Annotated in this window: 18 protein-coding genes and 1 pseudogene; 4 read left to right on the forward strand and 15 right to left on the reverse strand. The window is 59.7% G+C overall.

Translation table 11 applies throughout. From position 1 onward, the window contains the following. The 4 genes and pseudogenes from ACILRN_RS06090 to ACILRN_RS06105 form a co-directional block, all read right to left on the reverse strand. Positions 1-259 (reverse strand): annotated as a pseudogene (locus ACILRN_RS06090) (hypothetical protein); the annotation flags it as partial. A gap of 65 nt (positions 260-324) precedes the next feature. Further along, a complete protein-coding gene (locus tag ACILRN_RS06095; protein ID WP_395686508.1) occupies positions 325-1,434 on the reverse strand; it encodes an extracellular solute-binding protein in 1,110 nt (369 codons plus the stop codon). 52 nt (positions 1,435-1,486) lie between these two features. Further along, on the reverse strand, positions 1,487-2,536 hold the full coding sequence (locus ACILRN_RS06100) for an ABC transporter ATP-binding protein (RefSeq protein WP_395686510.1): 1,050 nt from the start codon (positions 2,534-2,536) through the stop codon (positions 1,487-1,489). Beyond that, positions 2,533-3,420, reverse strand: coding sequence for a 3-keto-5-aminohexanoate cleavage protein (locus tag ACILRN_RS06105; protein WP_395686512.1), 888 nt, complete (start codon positions 3,418-3,420; stop codon positions 2,533-2,535). Before ACILRN_RS06105 ends, ACILRN_RS06100 begins: the two co-directional genes overlap by 4 nt. A 143-nt stretch (positions 3,421-3,563) precedes the next feature. Between ACILRN_RS06105 and ACILRN_RS06110 the strand changes: the two genes are divergently transcribed. Beyond that, positions 3,564-4,589 carry a GlxA family transcriptional regulator gene (locus ACILRN_RS06110; RefSeq protein WP_395686513.1) on the forward strand — a complete coding sequence of 342 codons (1,026 nt, stop codon included), beginning with the start codon at positions 3,564-3,566 and terminating at the stop codon, positions 4,587-4,589. Between the two features lie 63 nt (positions 4,590-4,652). Here the strand turns inward: ACILRN_RS06110 and ACILRN_RS06115 are convergent, their stop codons facing one another. From ACILRN_RS06115 to iolC, 11 genes are all read right to left on the reverse strand, one after another. Continuing rightward, positions 4,653-5,606 carry a 3-hydroxyacyl-CoA dehydrogenase NAD-binding domain-containing protein gene (locus tag ACILRN_RS06115; RefSeq protein WP_395686515.1) on the reverse strand — a complete coding sequence of 318 codons (954 nt, stop codon included), beginning with the start codon at positions 5,604-5,606 and terminating at the stop codon, positions 4,653-4,655. Positions 5,607-5,609: 3 nt separating this feature from the next. Further along, positions 5,610-6,413, reverse strand: coding sequence for a carnitinyl-CoA dehydratase (locus ACILRN_RS06120; protein WP_395686517.1), 804 nt, complete (start codon positions 6,411-6,413; stop codon positions 5,610-5,612). Between the two features lie 8 nt (positions 6,414-6,421). After that, positions 6,422-7,459 (reverse strand): LLM class flavin-dependent oxidoreductase, encoded by a 1,038-nt coding sequence (locus ACILRN_RS06125; protein WP_395686519.1) that lies wholly within the window; start codon positions 7,457-7,459, stop codon positions 6,422-6,424. Positions 7,460-7,579: 120 nt separating this feature from the next. Continuing rightward, positions 7,580-8,626 carry a serine hydrolase domain-containing protein gene (locus ACILRN_RS06130; RefSeq protein WP_395686520.1) on the reverse strand — a complete coding sequence of 349 codons (1,047 nt, stop codon included), beginning with the start codon at positions 8,624-8,626 and terminating at the stop codon, positions 7,580-7,582. A gap of 55 nt (positions 8,627-8,681) precedes the next feature. Continuing rightward, entirely contained in the window at positions 8,682-9,086 is a 405-nt protein-coding gene (locus tag ACILRN_RS06135) for a carboxymuconolactone decarboxylase family protein (protein WP_395686522.1), read from the reverse strand. Positions 9,087-9,144: 58 nt separating this feature from the next. Beyond that, positions 9,145-11,700, reverse strand: a complete 2,556-nt coding sequence (locus tag ACILRN_RS06140) for an FAD-dependent oxidoreductase (RefSeq protein ID WP_395686524.1) — start codon at positions 11,698-11,700, stop codon at positions 9,145-9,147. Positions 11,701-11,728: 28 nt separating this feature from the next. Then, a complete protein-coding gene (locus ACILRN_RS06145; protein ID WP_395686526.1) occupies positions 11,729-13,684 on the reverse strand; it encodes a glutamate synthase-related protein in 1,956 nt (651 codons plus the stop codon). Further along, positions 13,660-14,580 (reverse strand): class II glutamine amidotransferase, encoded by a 921-nt coding sequence (locus ACILRN_RS06150; RefSeq protein ID WP_395686527.1) that lies wholly within the window; start codon positions 14,578-14,580, stop codon positions 13,660-13,662. Before ACILRN_RS06150 ends, ACILRN_RS06145 begins: the two co-directional genes overlap by 25 nt. 137 nt (positions 14,581-14,717) lie before the next feature. Further along, positions 14,718-15,749, reverse strand: a complete 1,032-nt coding sequence (locus ACILRN_RS06155) for a histone deacetylase family protein (RefSeq protein WP_395686528.1) — start codon at positions 15,747-15,749, stop codon at positions 14,718-14,720. Between the two features lie 16 nt (positions 15,750-15,765). Beyond that, a complete protein-coding gene (gene iolB, locus ACILRN_RS06160) occupies positions 15,766-16,560 on the reverse strand; it encodes a 5-deoxy-glucuronate isomerase (RefSeq protein ID WP_395686530.1) in 795 nt (264 codons plus the stop codon). A 75-nt stretch (positions 16,561-16,635) separates the two neighbouring features. After that, positions 16,636-18,564 (reverse strand): 5-dehydro-2-deoxygluconokinase, encoded by a 1,929-nt coding sequence (gene iolC, locus ACILRN_RS06165; RefSeq protein ID WP_395686531.1) that lies wholly within the window; start codon positions 18,562-18,564, stop codon positions 16,636-16,638. 187 nt (positions 18,565-18,751) lie between these two features. Here iolC and iolG point away from each other — a divergent pair, with 187 nt between their 5' ends. The 3 genes from iolG to ACILRN_RS06180 all read left to right on the forward strand — a co-directional run. Next, on the forward strand, positions 18,752-19,741 hold the full coding sequence (iolG, locus tag ACILRN_RS06170) for an inositol 2-dehydrogenase (RefSeq protein WP_395686533.1): 990 nt from the start codon (positions 18,752-18,754) through the stop codon (positions 19,739-19,741). 5 nt (positions 19,742-19,746) lie between these two features. Continuing rightward, positions 19,747-20,577 (forward strand): SDR family oxidoreductase, encoded by an 831-nt coding sequence (locus tag ACILRN_RS06175; RefSeq protein WP_395686535.1) that lies wholly within the window; start codon positions 19,747-19,749, stop codon positions 20,575-20,577. A 286-nt stretch (positions 20,578-20,863) separates the two neighbouring features. Beyond that, on the forward strand, positions 20,864-21,378 hold a 515-nt coding region (locus tag ACILRN_RS06180), incomplete at its 3' end, for a hypothetical protein (RefSeq protein ID WP_395686536.1).

Consider the following 21,378-nt stretch of genomic DNA (forward strand, 5'->3'; position numbering starts at 1 on the left):
CATAGGCGACGATGTAACCCAGTGTGACGCTGGCCACGGTGGTGATCAGGCACAGGCGGATGGTGGTGAAGATCAGCCGCGAGACGGTGTCGCTCTCGACGATCTTGTAGTAGTTGCCAAACCCCGGCTTGGGGTCGGTGACGCTCAGCATCAGCACGTTGATGATCGGCGCAGCATAAAGCACCAGCACCAGCAGCAGCGCTGGCGCCACGAGCAGCCAATAGACATTGAAGCGGGGAACAGCCGCTGTGCCGGTCATGATGCGTTGAGCCGTGAGAGGGCGCGCGCCGGCCGCGACGCCGGCGCGCGCCCGGTTGCAGCGGTTTAGCCGATGGCGTCGAGGAAGGCGTTCACGGCGTCACCGCCCTTTTCCGCCCACCATACCGGATCGTTGAAGATCACCTTGTCGATGTTCATGGCCGAGTTCACGGCATAGGGCTGCATCGCCTCCGGAATCTTGCTGAAGGCTTCCGGGTTCGACGGCGTCATGCCGAGGCAATCGAGGATCGCGAGCTGCGAGTCCACTTGCAATGCTTGCTGGATGAATTTCATGACGTTGTCACGGCCCGCCGGGTTGCCGCGCGGCACGATATAGGCGCCAGGCATGGCGATCGCCTCGTTCATCACCAGCTTGTAGCGGCCGTTGGTGCGCTCCTCGATGGCTTTGCCGCGGTTCTGCCAGACCATGCCGAGCACCACTTCGCCGTTGACGATCATGTCATGGGCTTCCGAGCCCGAGCCCCAATAGAGGCTGTCGGCCTTTATCGACTTGATCTTCTCGATGGCGCGCGGCACATCGCACGGATAGACCTTGTCCTTCGGCACGCCATCGGCGACCAGCGCGCTCTCGATCGAGCCGTTGGCCCACTTATAGAGCGAGCGCTTGCCGGGGAATTTGGCGGTGTCATAGAAATCTTTCCAGCCGGTGGGCGGATTGGCGCCGAAGGCCTGCGTGTCATACATGAAGGCGTAGCCGTAGAAGATCACGCCGACGCCGAATTCCCACGCCACACCTTCCTTGACCTGCGCCTTGTTGACGATGTTGTAGTCGATGGCCTCGAGGTGGCCGGAGTTGCCGAGCGCGATGGCGTCAAAGCCGTCGGCGTCGCAGACGTCAGCGGTGACCTTGCCCGAGTCGACCATCTCCTTGATCTTGCCCTGCAGGGGCCCGGACGTGTCGAACTTCAGGGGCAGGCCGGTCGCGGCGGTGAAGGGCTTGCCGATGGCATCGCCATGGCACTTCTCAGACTCGCCGCCCCAGTTCCACATGACGATCTCATTGGCCGCCGCCTCGGCGTCGCCCGCTGATACGGCGAGCGTGGCCACCCCGGCCATGCCGCACAGGGCGAGGAAGCTGCGGCGGTCAAGCTTGCCGGACTTGAAGGCCAGGGCGCCATCACGCGCGAGATCGCGCAGGAATGTCTTGTCTTGCATTGTCGTCTCCTCCTTGTGCCGGGGCATTTCCGCCGCGGCGGTTGATCGGGGTCTATCCCCGGCTTTGTCGTGCGGGCGGCATGCCCGCCTTCTCGTCGTCACCGGCCTCGACCTCCACCTGAGCGTCATCGCTCCAGGAGATGTCGACGGCCTGTGATTGGGAAAACTGTCCGGCGTTGCGCCAGGCCGGCACATGCACCTCGATGGCGCCAAGGCCTGGCGCGTCCACGCTGAGCTTCAGCGTGGCGCCCATATAGGTGATGCCGTGGATGGTTCCGGCGTGGCGGTTCTGCCCGCCGCCATGGCCCGCCGGCGCGATGTCGATTTTCTCCGGCCTGAGGGCAAAGGTGCGGCCGTTGCGGGTGAGGAAATTGCTCTTGCCGAGGAAGCTCGCGGCGAAGGCGGTGCGCGGACGCTCATAGAGTTCCGCCGGTTTTCCCACCTGAACGAGCCGGCCGCGGTTCATGATGGCGATGCGGTCCGACATGGTGAGCGCTTCTTCCTGGTCATGCGTCACGTAGACGAAGGTGGTGCCGACCCGGTTGTGGATGTCCTTCAGCTGGTCCTGCACATCGGCGCGCAGCTTGCGGTCAAGCGCACCCAGCGGCTCGTCGAGCAACAGCACGCGTGGCTCGAAGCTGAGCGCGCGGGCCAGCGCCACGCGCTGCTGCTGGCCGCCTGAAAGCTGCTGCGGATAACGGTCGGCGAAGCCCTGAAGCTGCACGAGATCGAGCATTTCGCTGACGCGCGCCGCGATGGCCGCCTGTGGCATGCGCCGAATTTCCAGCGGATAGGCGATGTTGCCGCGCACGCTCATATGCGGGAACAGCGCATAGCCCTGGAACACCATGCCGAAATTGCGCTTTTCCGGCGGGGTCGCGGCGATCGACTGGCCGCCCACCCGGATATCGCCGGCGGTGATGTCCTGAAAACCGGCAAGCATCATGAGGAGGGTGGTCTTGCCAGAGCCCGAAGGGCCCAGGAGCGTCAGGAATTCGCCGCCCTTGATATCAAGCGAAACGTCTTCGACGGCGGTCAGCTTTCCATACCGCTTGGTGACGCGGTCGAAACTGACACCGGTGCCGGAGGAGGCGTGCGTCATCCCTGTTTCTTCAGCCCGAGCTTCTTTCGCGCCTCGGCGGGGGTGAGCACCCGCGCGCCCATGCGCTCGATGATGCCGATGACGCGCTCAACGAGCTGGGCGTTGCTGGCCAGCATACCGCGGTCGAGATAGAGATTGTCTTCAAGCCCCACCCGCACATTGCCGCCCATTGCCACCGCCGCGGCGGCCATCGGCATCTGCATGCGCGAAATGCCGAAGCTGGCCCAGCTGGCGTTGGCCGGAAGCTGGTCCTTCATCGCCTTCATGTTGTCGACCGACTGGTCGGCGCCCCACGGAATGCCGAGGCAGATCTGGAACATCGGCGGCTCTTCGACGAGGCCCTCCTTGATCAGCTGGCGGGCCAGCCGGATGTGGCCGAGGTCAAACACCTCCAGCTCCGGCTTGACGCCCCATTCCTTGACCAGCGCCGCCATGCGGCGGAGATAGGGCGGGGTGGACATATAGACGTAGTTGCCGTCGCCGAAATTCATCGAGCCGCAATCGAGGCTGCAGATTTCGGGCCTGAGCATTTCCACGTGGCGCAGGCGCTCCTCGGGGCCGATCATGTCGGTGCCAGCGCCGGGCTTGCACGGGTCATCCTCGCTGATCATCCAGTCGCCGCCCATGCCGGCGGTGAGGTTCAGCACCACGTCGGTGCCGCTGGAGCGGACGATATCGACGGCGCGCCTGAACAATTCGGGATCGCGCGAGCCCTTGCCGGTGGCCGGATCGCGCACATGGAGGTGGGCGGCGGTGGCGCCGGCCTTGGCCGCATCGATTGCCGCCTGGGCGATCTGTTCCGGCGTTACGGGAACACCCGGATGCTTGCCCACCGTATCGCCCGCACCGGTCACGGCGCAGGTCACAATCACCTCGAAATTCACCCGGACCTCCCCTGCTTTACTTGATCTTGGCGAAATGATTTGCCGGATTGCCAAAAGGCGTTATAAATTTATCGCCACTAATAGTTTTTTTTCGCCGACTGGCCTTGCCCATGACGGATAGCCCCTCCAGACACGCAACGCGGGTGAGCTTCATCCTCATTCCGCGCTTCAACATGATGACGCTGACGATGCTGATGGAGCCGATGCGCATCGCCAATTATCTTGCGCCGCACAAACTTTATGATTGGGATTTTCGCGCTGCAGCGGAAGGCCAGATCCAGGCAAGCAATGGACTGAGTGTAACTTGCTGCAGTTTTGACCAGGACGGCCTCCCCTCGCCCGACATCATCATGGTATGCGGCAGCTGGGGCGCAGAGCATCTTGACGACCCGCGCCTATCGCGCTGGTTGCGTAAAAACTTGCGCAACAAAGTCACCATGGTGGCAATTGAGCTTGGCATTTATGCCTTTGCGCGGGCCGGTCTGCTCTCAGACGGCAAAGTCACCACGCATTGGTCCATGATGGCAGGTCTCGCCGAGGCCTTTCCCCATCTTGCAGTTACCGAGCAGCTTTACACGATTGATGGTCCAATCATGACTTGCGCAGGCGGCACGGCTGGCCTTGATATCATGCTCAACATCGTTGGCCGCCAAAATGGCGATCAACTGGCCGCTGAAATCGCCAACCAGGTTATGCATCACCCGCGACGTCCGCCAGAGGGTATGCAACGCTATGCCACAGGCGGCAAACATGATGATGTGCATCAAGACGTTCGCGCCGCGATGACGTTGCTTGAAGCACGTATAGAGGAGCCCACGCCAGTTCCACGGGTTTGCCGCGAAATTGGTGTTTCACAGCGCAAACTGGAGCGCCTGTTTAAACGAGATATCGGCTGCACCATCGTGCAGTACTCAAAATTGCTCCGGCTGCAATATGCCCGCGTCTTGTTGAGCTCCACAAGAATGTCAATTCGCGAAGTTTCCGCAGCCTGCGGCTTTAACTCCTTGTCCTACTTCTCTCAAAGCTTCATGCAGGCGTTCGGCAAGAAACCAAGCGAATATCGTCAGGCATGGCCTGAAACGGACGCTGAGCCGTCCTGGCCCGGGACAGTCTATGCCTTCTTGCAGACGACAGGCAAAAAGCCATCGAAGCGGGTACGACGTCACTGATCCCCATGGCGCCTTTCGTTTAACAATGCGCAGCATGGCGGAGAAACCTTAACTTTGAACAAGCTATCCGCCTGATCGTGCAGCGCGCACAGCCTTCAGCACGCCGACGATGGCGCGGTCACGCTCAGCAGCCATATCCTCGAAATGCCGGCCTTGGGCCATCTCATTGCAGCCATCCACCATCCGGTCACGCAACTCCTTGGTAAGCTCCGGTGCAACCAGTCGGGTCCACGGCAACTTCAGTGCTGGGCCGAACTGGTCGAGATTGGTGGCCATGCCACCTTCGCCACAAGCAACATGAAACGCCATGCACTGACCCTGAATCGTAAGCCGCGGCGCAGGACCATTCATCAAGGCTACATCAATATCCTCTGGCGTCGCCTCACCGTTGGCAACCATGTGCAGCGCCTCACGCCAAAGAGCCTCCTGCAAACGTGTTGCCACAAAACCGGGTATCTCCTTTTTCATTACCAGCGGTGCCTTGCCAGCATGAGCATAAAAGTCGCGCGCCCACATTACAGCGTCAGGCGAAGTCTTATTGCCACCAACGATCTCAACAAGCGGCAAGAGATAGGGCGGATTGAACGGATGACCGATCACCGTGCGTTCTGGCGTGGGGCACAGAACCTGGATGTCAGACATCATTAGACCAGAGGTACTGGATGCAATGATCACGCCAGAAGGCACGATGGTACCCAGCCTTTCATAAAGCTTCTGCTTCAGCTCCAGTCTTTCTGGCGCACTTTCTTGAACGAATTCGGCATCAGCAACAGCACGGTCCAAATCATCGGTGAGTGTAAGCCGCGCCAGCGAGGCACCAGGCGCGAGACCCAAGGCGGTGAGGCTAACCCACGCAGTGTCGAGTATCCGGCGATAAATGGATTCTTCGCCCATCGCGTGGAGATAGCCCGTCACATCATAGCCTCGCGCAAGGAAATGCGCTGCCCAGCCGGCGCCAATCGGGCCACCGCCAATGCTTGCAACCCTCTTGACTTCCAAGACGTTAGGCCGCGCCATCGCCTATCTCCCTTTGAATACCGGTTCACGCTTTTCGACGAAGGCTTTTACACCCTCGGCCGCATCTTCTGACTTCAGCATGGAACGATAAACCGGCAAGTCGCCAGTGCGCATGGTGACGAAGGTTTCGCGCAGAGGCTTTGTTTCTATAGCCCGCAGTACTTCCTTGACAGTCTGCATGGCCAAGGGCGCAGACTTGGCGAGCTGATCTGCCCACTGGCGCGCAGCAGTCATGAGTTTCTCGGCTGGCACAACTTTGTTGACCAGCCCGTAACGGGCCGCTTCGGCAGCGCTCATACGACGCCCGAGCAGCAGCATCTCCATTGCGATATTGTGCGGAATACGACGCGGCAGGCGCTGCAGAGCGCCCGCGTCAGGGACAATGCCGAGTGGCATTTCTGGCAGCGCAAATTCTACGTGCTCGGCAGCAATCACGAGGTCGCAGGAGAGCGCAATCTCAAAACCGCCCCCAATTGCAAGGCCATTGAGAGCGGCGATCACTGGTTTGTTGAGAGTCCAGTTTTCAGTGAGCCCCGCAAAGCCGCCATCACCATAGTCGCCGTCCTCCCACCAGTTGTCGAGCTTGATATCGCCAGAGTTCAACGCCTTAAGGTCCCAGCCTGCCGAAAAGATGCGATTGCCCTCGGCAGTAAGAATACCCACCCGCAGGTCCGGATCGTCACGCAGCAGCGCGAAGGCCTGGCCCATCTCCCGGCTCATGGCGTGGTCGATGGCATTGACCTTGGGTTTGTTGAGTTTGACCTCGAGAATAGGGCCGTTACGCGTGACCTCGACAAAACTGGACATTCCAAACCTCAGTTGAACGCCGGGATCACTTCTTTGCAGAATAACTCGAGTGAGCGCTTCTGCTCCTTCAGGCCAAGCCCAAGGCTTGCATAGTATGTAAACTGGTCGACGCCTAGGTCCTGATAAGGCCTGAGCTTCGCAATCACCTCGTCAGGCGTACCAAACATCAGGTTGGTCGAAAGCATGTTGGGGTCAAACTCCACACGATTGGTAAGCGCCCCAAGATCTATTTCCTTGGGGAAGCCGTTCTTCACGTCACCAAGGTTCTTGTAGAGATTTTCGAACTGGCCGAGCTGGCGCTGCGCGGCCCTCACCGGCACCATCCAATCCTCTTTACGATCATAGACGGCCGTATGGCGCATCATGGCGAAGATGGGGCGTGGCTTGCCGGGGTTGTTGGCCAACGCCTCGTCGAGGCGTGACTTGTAGAGCTCAGCTTCCGCCATCGGCCGCGTGAATGGCCAAGACATGATGTTGAGCCCATGCTTCACAGCAAAGTCATAGGTGACAGGTGCACGCGCAGCTACCCACAGCGGTGGATGGGGCTTCTGCAACGGCTTTGGAACTGATGTGGAGAGAGGGAAATTCCAGTACTCGCCCTTGTGCTCATAGTCGCCCTGCCAGAGGGCGAGCACGGCCGGCAGCATCTCCTGCATATATTTCCAGCCATCCGTTTGCTTTAGGCCGGGGAACATGCGGTCGAACTCCCGCTGATAGGCCCCAGATCCGATGCCAAACTCCAGCCGTCCGCCGGTAATGAGGTCTGTGAACGCTGCTTCGCCGGCAAGTTTGATCGGATGCCAGTAGGGCGCCACCGCAACCGCGGTGCCAAGCCTGATCTTTGAGGTGTGGGCCGCCCACCAAGTGAGGATTTGAAACGGGTCTGGCGCAATCGTCATTTCAAGAGCGTGGTGTTCCGCTGACCACACGATGTGGAAGCCGCCCTCTTCCGCCATCTGCACCATCTCGACTGTATGGCGAGCAACATCACGCATGTCGAGGCTGTCGTCCATGCGCTCAAGGTTGATGGCAAGCTGGAATTTCATGCACGTCTCTCCCAAGGAACCCTGACGACTGGTCAAGCGCGAATAGTCAGATGGATGGAAAAACGGTATTATCACAAATCCGACATCAACTTCGGAATTTCGTCGAGCAACAGCCGCCTGTCAAGCGATCCCGTCCAGCAACCCGCCAAGCACCCCCATAACTCTGGCAAAATAGCCCTCGCTGGTACCATCAGGTGTTTCAAGCACGCTGAAAAAAGCTGCCGCGGCGCACCGCTCAGGATCCACCATCAGGAATTGTCCGGCATAACCGGGATGACCCACCCGGCGTCCATCGCTTAGCAGGTGGTTACGGTAACGCCATCCAGGCACCCCAACATACCGAGTACCCTTACCGCCCATAGTATCCACCAGAAAGTCACTGCTCTGCGCCAGCAGAAGGCCGTAGCGAGCCAGGTCACGGGCGGTCATCACGCCACCGCCGCTAAGCACTGGAACGCCTTTGCAATCAAGCGAGATATGAAAAGGCGATTCAAACCCCGCCGCTTCCACGATGGTATTGACATGGTGGACAAGACCTTTGCCGGTCACTCGTTCAATAACCCAGCCGAGCATGTCGGTATTTGGGGAGGCATAGAGTGTCTCCGGGCTCGCCACTTTCCTTGGCGCTGGCACGAGTGCGGCAGCAAAGTCCCGTACGCCAAATTCTGCTTCGCCCGGTGGCGGCAACCGCCATCCCATGGCAATCTCTTGACGCGCATATCCAACCGCTGCACCGGGGGGTGGAGCCGGAGCATAGGGCGCTGAATAATCCTCAGAGAAATTGCTCGATACATCCATGTCGAGAGCTTGCTGCACGCTAACGCCAGTATAGGCGGGCCCTGCCTCCTGCACATAATCCCCAATGGCTCGCGTCACATCCAAAGTACGCTCCGCCACAAGTTTTCCGATGACAATATGAGCAATAGTCTTGGTGATCGACTGAATGCTGTGAAAATTAGCAGGGCCAAAGTCGGCAGCATAACGCTCAAGCCTGATACGCCCATCCTGTACCACCACCAGCGCGCAGAAGCACGGCTCAGCAAGAAGATCCGCCAGTCCGGTTGCTTCCTGCAGAGATGAGTCAGGATCATCTTCGAGCGGCCATATGACTGGCGCACGCAGGCTCAGGCCCCGCCGGTGAATGAGATGAAGATTTCGAAAGCTCATCCGCCGTCGCGCGGACGTATTCCAGACAGATAGACGCCCGGTTGTTACGCCGAGTTCAACTGCGGGATGTGGCGCCATCCGGCAGCAAGCCCCGTTCAACTAATACCTTGCGCGCGACCCGGAAACATTCGAGCCCTTGCGGCACACCGCAATAGATTCCCACGACGTGAATGATGGCACGGAGCTCCTCAACCGAAACACCATTGTTGATGGCACCGTTGCAATGAGTTTCCCATTCATGCATCTTGCCCAGTGCACCGAGCATCGCCAGATTCATCATTGAACGGGTCTTGGCGTCGATGGCGCCGTCCCCCCAGCCGAAGCCCCAGCACCAAGCCGTCATCGCTTCCTGGAATGGCCGCGTGAAGTCGTCAGCGGCCTTCAGGTTACGATCAACATAGTCCTGGCCAAGGGTCTCCCGCCGCTTTTGCAGGCCCATAGAAAACAGGTCATCCTTCATTGCTCACGCCTCTCCCTGCCTGCGGTGGGCTTTCAGCTTGACGCGGGCGCCAGCGTACCTATTCGGCCGCTTCGATCACGCTGCCTCGCTTCGCGCCAGCCAGAGGTACACCAAAGGCCTTCGAGCTTGCCAGTGTTATGGCACGGAGATCTTCTGGCTCGATATTGCGCACATCCGTCTTGCCGGTGCAGCGCGCCATGATCGAAGCTTCCGCGGACATTGCGTTGATGATCGACGCTGCAGCGTCGCTGCGCTCCTCCTGCGAACGGTCGCCATAGAACGAGATACCGCCGGGGCCCAATTCACCACCCAGTGCCATGGCCATCGTCATGCCAATGGCGCCGGCCTTGGCGCCGAGTCCGATCAGCTTGGCGACGTCCGTACCTGAACGCACGCCACCGAAATAGACGAAGTCGATGTCTTCCTCACGGTTCATCCGACGCACGATGCGCATGGCATCGCGGAGCACGGCGAAATCAGGATAGGACTTGAGCTCCGGCCATTGCCCAGCAACCCCCGAGGACCCGTCGAGCAAAATCATGTCGAAAGCATTCTCAAGCGCAAAGGGAATGGCCGTCTCAAGACTGACCGCGTCGACTACTAGCCCAAGGATCCTTCCTGCCTGACGTTCAACCGAGAAGGGCTTGAACCCCATTGTCTGGACATAGACATGCGCTGCCGCACTGCTATCCGGCTTGTCTTCCCCGGCTACAATGAGTTGCAGCCAAGGCGCCTTGCTGCCCGGTAGCGACTTGCGGCCAAGGTAAGCTGAGCCAACCGAAGCGAGCGCAGCGCCCAACGCTGGGCGCGCGGCCTCAGGCAAAGCGTCGAGACCGGCAGCGATCACGGGAATTTCGAGGCGAATTTTTCCGGCAATGTCGGTAGCGGTATTGCAAGAGTCTCGATAAGGGTCGATCACCAGACGAGAAAGATTGGCGGGGAGAAGAACCAGATCATCAAAGGATGCATGATGGTTTTCAGGGAATGGGTTAGCCTTGGGCTGGAGTCGTTTCTGAAGGATAGCACTCTGTGTCCGCATGTCAGTTGTCGGCGTGCGGGCCATCACAAAAATATCCTCACGTGTCTTCACCGAGTAGTCAGACGATCCGGTTTCGGCATCACAACGATAACAGCGTGCCGCCTCTTCCTTTGCAGTCTTGTCGTCATAGGTGGTCTCGATTTCCGGAAAGGCAGAGGGGCTGTCGCCTAGTCCGTTAAACTTCTGGTCACGGCGCGGAAAGATTTCCCAGTTGATGTCCTGGGCAGCCGGAACACGCCTCGTGCGATAGGGCGTACGGTAAGGCAACGGATCAGAGATCCCGTCGAGATGGGATTTGACGTAATGCGCGGCGCGATGACCATGCATCATGGCCACCACGATCGTGGACCCACCGAAGGCTCCATCCCCGGCCGCAAACACCTTGGGATCGTCAGTGCGCATCGAGTCCCAGTCGGTCCGGACGCGGTCACCAGCCATCAGACCCCTGGTGTCAAGTTCGGCAGATTCGGCCTTCTGACCCACCGCCATAATCACCATGCCGCAGTCAATGTCTCGTTCGGAGCCGGGTATCGTCTCGGGCTTTCGGCGGCCGTCAGGGCCGGGAGCGCCCAGTCTGGTTTCTACGCAGCGCAGCGCCAGTTTGCCGCCCACACCCAACACTTCGACCGGTTGGGTGTTGTAGATCACCTCGATGTTCTCGGCGATCGCCTGGTGTAATTCCTCTTTTCGTGCGGGAATCTCCTTCGGGCCGCGGCGATAGACGACCTTGACCTCCTTGACACCCGGCATACGCAGCGCCGCCCGGCAGGCATCCATGGCAACGTCACCACCGCCGACTACGACAATCTTCGCCGGAAGCGTTGGGCGTTCACCCGCGTTGATCCGGCGCAGGAAGCCCACGCCATCCACGACATGAGGGTTGTTTTCACCCTTGATTCCCATAGGCTTTCCCCACCAAGATCCAATGGTGAGCAGCACGGCCGCGTGCTTCTGCTTTAGTGCGTCGAGCGTCACATCCTTGCCCAGCGTTACGCCACAATGCAGCTTGATGCCCGGGCAATGGTTGAACAGTCGCTGCATGTCCTCTTCGATGATGCCAGGCGGCAACCGGAAGCCGGGAATGCCCCAGACCATCATGCCACCTGGCTTGTCCATCATCTCATAGACATGGACTTCGAAGCCGGCCTCGGCCAGATCGTGAGCCGCAGTAAGGCCGGCAGGCCCGGCACCGACGATGCCAACTGTCTCCTTACGCGTGACCTGCACGGGCGGCAGGTGGTGATCCTTGCCAAGCTTGTCCATGACATAGCGCTTGAGATTCCGGATGGCGAGCGGCCCATCACTTTCAGTACGGCGGCAGGCAGGCTCGCAGGGCGCGTCACACACGCGGCCACAGATCGAGGAGAATGGATTGGTCGCGGTGATCGCCTCGAAAGCCTCAGCGAATTTCTCTTCCCAAATATATCCTATGTAGGATGGCGCATCCGTACCGACGGGACAGGCGACCTGACAAGGAGCAGGAACGAAGTGAGGGTCCTGGGTGTCATCGCGCGCGGGCGCTTTGGGAGGACGCACCCGGTTAATGTCGTATACAGTAATGACATTCGTGCTCATCGTCTCGTCCTGTGTGGTTCCGTCGAAATCAGGAGGCCTTGCGCAGATCCTGCGCCCGCTCGCGGAATTCGGGATGATAGGGAAGCCGGGTGATCGCGGCCGCTTCAGGTGTCAGAGCTACGAGGTCGTCGCGACTCACCTGATGTGGATCGCTGTATCCCAGCGCATGGGTGATGGCAGCGATCTGCCAGCGCACTGACTCGAGGAAACGGTGAATGTTCTGCGCCTCGACAGGGACATTGTAACGTTTCTCGTGCTCGGGGTCCTGGGTGGCGATTCCAGTGACACAGGTTCCAACATGGCATTGCAGGCAGGCGATGCAGCCGCCGGCTATGATGGCAGACGTACCAAGCGCAACCGCGTGAGCACCAAGTGCAAGAGCCTTGACTGCGTCAATACCGTCCTTGATTCCGCCCATCAGCACGATGGGCATGTCGAGCCCGCCCACTTCGGTAAGCGCATCCCGCGCCTCCTGGATAGCGGACAGGGTGGGAATGCCGACGAATTCGAGAACCTCGTTACCAGCCGCACCCGTGGAACCTTGCATTCCGTCAAGTTCCACGAAATCAAAACCGTCCTTCCAGGCAATCTTGATGTCGTCGCGCACACGACCTGCACCCAGCTTCACCGACACCGGAATGCGGTAGCCTGTAGCCTCGCGGAATTCCTCGACCTTGATCACCAGATCGTCGGCGCCCAGCACGTCAGGGTGGCGCGACGGCGACCGCAGGTCGATGCCTGCCGGAATTCCACGGATTCGAGCAATCTCAGGGGTCACCTTCTTCGCCATCAGCTGGCCGCCCAGCCCTGGCTTCGCACCCTGGCTGATGTAGATCTCAAGGCCATTGGCCTGTTGCATGTCATGAATGTTCCAGCCTAGCCGCCCGGCCAAGCACTGATAGATCAGCTGTCCGGCCTCTTTGCGCTGTTCCTTGGACATGCCGCCTTCGCCAGTGTTCTCGGATATCCCCGACAAACGAGAGGCGATGGCAAGGGCAAGCTTAGCCGACTTTGACAGCGCGCCATAGGACATCGGCGCGATCATCACCGGCATGGACAGTTTCAACGGGTTGGCACCCGAACGGCCACCGATCTCGGTTTCCATGCTTACCTTTGCAAGCACATCCGGATCGGTGCCGATGGCCGGCAGAATGTCCTTCTTGAAGGCAATGTCGGAGATATGTGGCAATGGCCTGGCCGCGCCGTAACCACGAATACGGTAACGGCCGATCTGCGACTTGACGTGGATGTCCTCCTGAACCTTAGCGTTCCAGTAGGCGTTGTCGGCGAAGCTTTCAAAGAACGGAATGGCGCGTCGCCGCGGTTCGGTGCGCGGATAGCGCAGTTTCTTGCCAGCGTTCACGATCTTCTGGAAGGTACCAGTGAAGGAGATCTGATACTTGTCCAGAAAGGCAAGGATCTCATCCCGTTCGGTGGCCGGCAGGTCAGTGAACGTGGCATCGGTGCCCATTTCTCCGACCTTGCCAGCTACATAGATATTGCCTCCGGTCATGTCCTGGCCAACCTTCTCCCCGGAGTTTCCAAGGATGATCAGCCGACCACCATACATCATGTAGCCTGCCATGAAGTTGGCATTGCCGCAGGCTAGCAGCGTTCCGGCTTTCATAACCTGACCCGCACGCGAACCGATGTTGCCTTTGACGACGATTTCAGCACCACGGATTGCCACACCTGGAATGGCCGAAGCATTGCCATTTACCACGATCGAGCCATTGAGCATATTGTCGCCTGCACCCCAGCCGACATTGTTGTCGACGAAGAAGCGCGGGCCATCCGTTAGACCGCCACAAAAATAGCCAGCTGAACCGCGGACATGTACGTTGATGGGGTGAGTGAGCCCAACGCCGATGTGATGGCGCGCGTCGGGGTTCAGCACCTCGACATCAACGCCCTCCGCACCATATTTGCGCAAAAGCTCATTGGCTTCGCGAACGGGGGTTACGCTGAGGTCGATCTTTGCCATGTGTCATAGGTTCCGGGTGCTGGTTCGGATGTATTGAGGGCGCGGCCTGGGAAGAGTCGGTTGAGCGAGACCTCTTCCGAAGCAATGGCGATGATGTTGTCATCCTCGTATTTCACCATTGGCTTGGCCGCGAGCTTGTCCTTGGCATAGCCGATCTCATCCTTGGTCGAGACCAGGAATGAAAAGGTACCGTCAAGATCCTCGATCGAGGTCTTGAGCGCGTCCTTCAGTGTGAAACCATGCTTCAGCTTGTCGGCCAGATAGACGGCAATCAGTTCCGAGTCATTGTCAGTATTGAAGAAATACCCCTGCTTTTCCAGCCGGCGGCGCATCTTGTAGTAATTTGTGATCTGGCCATTGTGGACGATCGAAATGTCGGCAAAGCCGGTGGCCCAGAATGGATGGGTGGCCTCGGGAGCCACATCGGATTCCGTGGCCAGCCGTACATGGCCGATACCATGTGTGCCCTTGAAATTCTCGATCTTGTACACGTTGTCGACATCATGAGCGCCGCCCAAGTCCTTAATGATGTCAAGGCTTTCACCAATCGATGAAAGCTTGGCGGCATGCTCCATCTCGAATGCAAATTTCTGCAGATCGCCATCGAACTTAACGAGCACAGCGAAGGAAGAACCCCTGTGCTCCTCCTCGACAATCCGCGCCTGAAACTCAGAAAGTTTGGTCTTGACGCGGGCGATGGCCTGTTTGGCGTTTTCGCCGTCACCAACAATGAAGCGTAGCCGCAAATGTCCGGGAACGGGATCACGATACAGCGAAAAGCCCGTAGAATCCGGGCCGCGGTGCTGGCAACCATCCAGCATATCGATCAGCGCACGACCGACCTTGGCGTCCGCACCGGCATTGCCCTTGTAAAGAATTCCAGCGATTCCACACATTTGCGGCCTCACATCCTCTTCAGAAGACACAGATTTTCATGTCCAACTTAGGGCACTTGCCCCGGACCATGCAATAGATATGCAACTTTTTTTCCCAGTATGAAAGGAAATTAAATGTCCAAGGCCACTGTGTGTGATCATGCTTCCAGAAAGCCAGTCAGCGCATTCGCGATATTGATACCCAATGCCTCGACTGCATATCCACCTTCCATGACAAACAAGGTCGGCATTCTGAGACCTGCAATGGCCTTTCCGATACGCCCAAAGTCGGAGCTTTCAAGGCGGAAAGCGCTGACTGGGTCGTCCTTGTAGGCATCGGCCCCCAGAGAGACCAACAGCACATCCGGTCGATAGGCATTGATGCGCGCCACCCCCAGGGCGAGCGCCTCCCCATAGGGCCCCCAGCCGATGCCCTTCGGTAGCGGCAGGTTGACATTGAAGCCCTCGCCAGCCCCAGCGCCAGTTTCGTCTGCAAAGCCCATAAGGAAGGGGTATTCCTCCTCCGGCCGACCATGGATGGACACATAGAGGACGTCGGGACGCTCATAGAAGATACGCTGGGTTCCATTGCCGTGGTGGTAATCAACATCAAGGATTGCCACGCGGGCTGCTCCGTGGTCTCGGAACGCCTGGGCAGCGACAGCGGCATTGTTGATGTAGCAATAGCCTCCAGCAAGATCCTGCGAGGCGTGGTGACCAGGCGGCCGACACAGTGCAAAGGCGGAATGAGCACCAGCCGCCACCAAGGCCTGCGCCGTGAGGGTAACATCGACCGCTTCCTTGATCGCTGTCCAGGTACCAGCGACGAATGGCACGCAAACATCAAAGGTGTAGCAACTGAGCATGGCCTGAACGCTGTCGCCCGGGGTCTGCCTCATGCCCCGCATTCCAAAGACATAGGCTGTCGCGAAGCCTTCGATACCAGTCTCCGCAACCCATCGGGGGTAAACGGTTTCAAGAAAGCGGACATAGCGCCGGTCATGAACGCGATGCACGGCAGCGAGGTCGTGCACCGTTGGTACATGAATCTCGGTCAATCCCGTCCGGCCAAGCTGCCGGAGGATCTGGTCCATACGCTCGGGCTTTTCGAACATTGGCACCATGCGGTTGTACATGAGTTCCTCGGCACCCGCGTGGCCACGATGCCCGTCACCATAGACAATCTTCATCGCGCGCTCCTGCTCTCTATGCCTTGAGCAACCATGCGTGTTCCTCGGCATTGTGGAACTTCCAGGTCCGCCGCGGTCCCGCCATCACGTTGAGATAATAAAGATCATAGCCATGCGTCGTGGCACAGGGATGATAGCCTTTTGGCACCAGTGTCACATCGCCGTCTTCAACCGCCATTGTCTCGTCGAGTGAACGGTCGTCGGTATACACTCTCTGGAAGGCAAAGCCCTGAGGCGGGTTGATGCGATGGTAGTAGGTCTCTTCAAGAAACGATTCGTGCGGGAGATTGTCCGTATCGTGCTTGTGCGGCGGATAGGACGATGTGCAGCCACCGGGGGTAATTACCTCTACGACAAGCAGGCCCTCAGCAGGCTCCCATTCCGGAATGATGTTCGTCACGTGGCGGGTATTGGTGCTCTTGCCGCGGGTCTCCTGGTGCAGACCATCCGGCTTGATCACGCGAGCCTCAAGCCTGCCCTCGCCAGGCGCCGTGCAGACTGCCAGGGTGAGATCGTTCTCGGCCACCACCCGCCACCGGGCTCCCCCCGGCGCATACACCGACCAGGGCTTGCCCTCGAAAGGCGAGTTGCGGCCGCCCAGCACACCGAAATCCTTTTCTTCGACAAACACATGGCCTTTGCCGGCAATAAACACGAGGCAAGATTCGCGACCAGTTTCGCCGCCGACGGCCTCGTCACCCGCCTTCAAGGCCCATAGGTCGAAGCCGACGTGTTTCCAGCCTGCGCTGGCCGGGGTGACATGCACGATACGGCCACGAGTCGCGGTGGGGTGTATCTTGAGTTTGGACATAAGTGGAATTCCCTCTCGCTACAGGCGTTCCAGTCCGCTACCGTGACATGTGCTCGCTGTCCACCAGCTTGCCAGTCAATTGCCAGATACTTGCCGTGCCCGATTCCAGAGCAAGATCAGAGCATCGAAGCGCGCCGCCATGTCGGCAATGGCCTGATCATCATTCATCTTGCCCGACAGCCAGCCTAGTGCGGCATGACTGAATATCGTGCGGCCAACGGCAAAACCCTTGACGACCGGCTGCCCTGCCGCGGCAGCAAAACCCTTGGCCAGTTCTTCTTCAGGTGCGTCAAGACCCAGCAACACGATGCCACGGCACCATGGATCATTATCGGAGATGACCCTGGCAATCTGCTCCCAAGCCTTGGCGGAAGCCTGCGGTTCAAGCTTCCACCAATCGGGCTTGATCCCAAGGACATACAACTCCTCAAGGGCGCGCGCGACGGTGTCTTCCACCAGAGGACCATTCTTCCCAGCAATGATTTCAATCAGCAATTCCCGGCCGACCCGGCGTGCGGCCTCATAGAGGGTTCGCACCGTGGCGGCCTGCTCCTGCTTCAGCGATGGCGGATCATCGGGATGATAAAAGGCAAGGCACTTGACAGTGTGAGTGACAGGCCACTCGACCAACCGCGATCCGACATCCTGGGTGAATTCGAAGCGAAGCGGACGCGAGCCGGGCTGCTCCAGCGGACGGCCGATCCACAAGCCAAGCCTGCCAGCGTCAAACATCGCCTCGCGACCATAGACGTCGTCGAGCAAAGTTCCGAAGCCGGGACGGCCCCTGGCCACGCGGCCAATCGCGGTCACGGCCAATCGTTTGAAATCATTGAGGCGTGAACGTGGTGCACCTGCCTTGTCTGCCATCTGTTCGAGCTGGACGCGATGATCGATGGCAAAGGCCAGCAGCTGATCCGGCTGTGCGCGCCGCGTGGTGGCCCAATGCACATGGTTGATCGCCTCATCCTTACGCAAGGCCTTGTGTGGACTGCCATGGGCGAGGAAGTATTGAAGCTCCTCCCAGGTCGGAATTTCAGGCGAACACAACAGGCGCGAGACGGCAAAGGCGCCGCAGGCATTGGCCCAGGTGGCGCTGATGGCATGATCCTCGCCGCGCAGCCAGCCGCGCAGGAAACCCGACATGAAACTGTCGCCAGCACCAAGAACGTTATAAACTTCAATGGGAAAGCCCTTACCGACGATGCCCTTGTCAAGCGCGTCGGGTATCGCACCGGGATAAACCACGCAGCCCATTGGCCCGCGCTTCAGGACGATCACGGCATTGGACAGAGAACGGATGATCCGGAGGGCATCTAGCGTGTTCTCACTGCCAGCGGCGATGTGAACCTCTTCTTCGGTTCCGACGATCAGATCGCAATCAGGAAGGATTGTCTTCAAGTGCTCGGAAACACGATCAGACCTGATGTAGCGCTCCTCGCCTGCGGCGTGGCCCGCGAGGCCCCACAGATTGGGGCGGTAATCGATATCGAAGATGACCCTGGCACCATTGGCCCTAGCAATGCGCATGGCCTTGCGCTGGGCGGCATCCGTGTTGGGCGTGGCGAAATGCGTGCCGGTCACCAAAACCGCAGCGGCCGACTTCACGAAGGCGTCGTCGATATCGTCTTCGCAGAGCGCGCCGTCGGCACAGTTGTCACGATAGAAGATGAGCGGAAAGGTCTTGTCATTCTCAACAGATAGCAGCACGAGCGCGGTCAGCCGCACGGGGTCCGTGACGATGCCCTCTGCTGACACGCCCTCCCGAGCCATCTGCTCCTTCACGAAGCGACCCATTTGCTCATCGCCAACCCGCGTAATGAGCGCCGAGCGCAGCCCGAGCCGCGCCGTGCCGATGGCGATATTGGCCGGGCAACCTCCCACCGACTTGGCAAAGGAGGTAACATCCTCCAGACGGGAGCCGATTTGCTGGCCATAGAGGTCCACCGAGCAGCGCCCGATGGTGATGACGTCCAACCGCCCAGCCAAATCCGAGGCTGCTGCCATGATGCTCTCCGAAACCAGCACTGATCCCTTGACAATACGAAACATCAATTCCAAAGTGAAGTCAAATCAGAACGTTTGTTCCAAATTCACCCTGGATGGCTGACCGGGCAAGATCGGACTCACCAGGAGGCTTGTTTTATCGTAGGATGCCACGAGCCTTCGACCAATGACCTGACGGAGATAAGTCATGATAAGATTTGGAGTTTTGGGCGCAGGCCGCATCGGCAAGGTGCATGCCCGGACGATTGCCGCTTCGGGCAAGGCGACAGTCGCCTATCTGGCGGATGCCATGCCCAAGGCAGCGGCCGACCTGGCGGCAGAGGTTGGCGCCAAGGTTGCCAGCGTTGAAGACATCATCAAGGCCAAGGACGTTGACGCCATTCTCATCGCGACGCCAACCCCTTTCCACGCCGAGCAAATCGAGGCCGGTTCGAATGCCGGGAAGGCCGTGCTGTGCGAGAAGCCGGTGAGCCTGTCGGTGGCCAGGATCGAGGAATGCCTCAAGACCGTCGAGCAGAACAAGACCAAGCTGATGATCGGCTTCAACCGCCGCTTCGACCCCAATTTCGCCGCCCTGCAGAAACGCCTCCGTGAGGGCGCGGTCGGCACCATCGAAATGGCCACCATCATCAGCCGCGACCCCGGCCCGCCGCCCATGGACTATGTCAAGATCTCGGGCGGCCTGTTCCGCGACATGATGATCCATGACCTTGATCTGGCTCGCTTTCTTGTGGGCGAAGAGTTCGTGACGGTGACCGCGCTGGGCGCCTCCCTGGTCGACAAGGCGATCGGCGAGGCCGGAGACGTGGACACCGCCGCCGTGCAGATGCAGACGGCCTCCGGCAAGATCTGCGTCATCACGAATTCCCGTCGCGCAACATATGGTTACGACCAGCGCATCGAGGTGCACGGCTCCAAGGGCATGCTGCGGGCGGGCAATGTGCACAACACCACCGTCGAACTGGCCACCGCCGAGGGTTTCCGCGAGGACCCGATCCTGCACTTCTTTACCGAGCGCTACGGCCAGGCCTATGCCAATGAAGTGCTGGCCTTCATCGACTCGGTGAGCAACGGCGCCCCCATTTCGCCCAATGGAACCGATGGCCTCAGGGCCCAGCAACTCGCTGATGCTGCTACAGAATCCTGGAAAACTGGCAAGCCGGTGAAAGTGAGCTGACCGCCATGAACATCGACTCGCTGAAGAACCTTTCGATGGATGGCAAGACCGCCATCATCACCGGCTCCACCCAGGGGCTGGGCGAAACCATCGCCCATCTCTTCGCCGACCGCGGCGTGGCCAATCTGGTGATCACCGGCCGCAACGCCGAGCGCGGCGCCAGGGTCAAGGCGGCACTCGAGGCAAAGAAGGTAAAAACCGTTTTCGTTCAAGCAGATCTGGCCAATTTGGCGGAGGCGCGCAAGATCGTGGCGGCCTGCGACTCCAGCTTTGGCCGGATCGACGCGCTGGTCAATGCGGCGGCGATCACCGACCGCGGCACCATCTGGGACACCAGCCCGGAGCTCTATGACCTGATGTTCAACACCAATGTGCGCGCCCCCTTCTTCCTCATGCAGGATGCGTTGCATCTGATGAAAAAGTCCAAGATTTCCGGTACGATAGTCAACATCCTGTCGATGTCCGGGCATGGCGGGCAGGACTTCATCTCGGCCTATTGCGGCTCGAAGGGCGCGCTCGCCACGCTCACCCGCAACGTGGCCTTCTCGGTGATGGCCTACCGCATCCGCGTCAATGGCCTCAACATCGGCTGGATGGACACGCCGGGCGAAGACCGGATCATGAAGACCTATCACGCCGCCGACCCCGACTGGCTGAAAAAAGCCGAGGCCGGACGGCCATTTGGCCGGTTGCTGAAGCCCGCCGAGGTGGCCCGCGCGGTGGCCTATCTGTCGAGCGAGGAATCCGGCCTGATGACCGGCTCGATCATCGACTTCGACCAGCAGGTGCTGGGCGCGGCCAACTCGACGCCAGAGCCGCCACCCGCCAATTGGTGATGCAAAAGCGTGCCGGCGGTTGTCAAAAACGTTGCCGCCGGTTGCCAAATCGTTGCGTTTCATTGCCAACGCGTTGCGCACGGAGCAGCAGACCACGCGACAGCTCTGCGACGAGACGATTGAAAACGATATTACATAAAAACGATTTCGAATATTCATATATTCATACTTGATTTTTGCACGCGGACGGTGTGTCCTCACCGGGCGAGACCGGGCGCACCCTTCGATCACCGGATGGGGCAATCGGCCGGGTCATCGCGGGAGCGATCCTTCGCTTGGGGTGAGCATGGCGGGCCAGTACCTCACGGCGGTGTTCGAGATGCGGCCGACGCGGCGCAAGGCGGCGGTGATGGAGCATGTGCGCCGCACGGCGGAGGAGGTCTTCTGGTCGGTGATGGCGCCCGCCAACAAGGCAGCGGCCGACCAGGCGGTGGCAACCCGGGACAAGACGGAACAGCGCAAGCTGATTTCGACCTATGAGGTGCGAAGCCTTGCAGAGGCCGCAAGGGCAGGACTGATCGAAGCTGTGGCCCAGGGCCTGGCGCGTGATGCCCGAACGGCGGTGTCTTCCTATGTTGAAAAGCGGCAAAAGGGACAATCCGCAGGATGGCCCCAGCGGAAGCTTGCCAAGGCCTCGGGCTATGAGGATGGCCTTGCCGCCCTGGCAGCGGCGATGACGCGGGAGGACGAGAGCGCCGCGCGCGACCTGTTCACCTCCGCCACGCGCGAGCCCCCGCTGCGGCCCCTGGCCTTTGCGCGTGAGCGCGATGCGCGCATCGTGCGCAGGCACAAGAACGGCCA

The sequence above is a fragment of the Aestuariivirga sp. genome, from assembly GCF_044238155.1.
Taxonomy (GTDB): Bacteria; Pseudomonadota; Alphaproteobacteria; order Rhizobiales; family Aestuariivirgaceae; genus Aestuariivirga.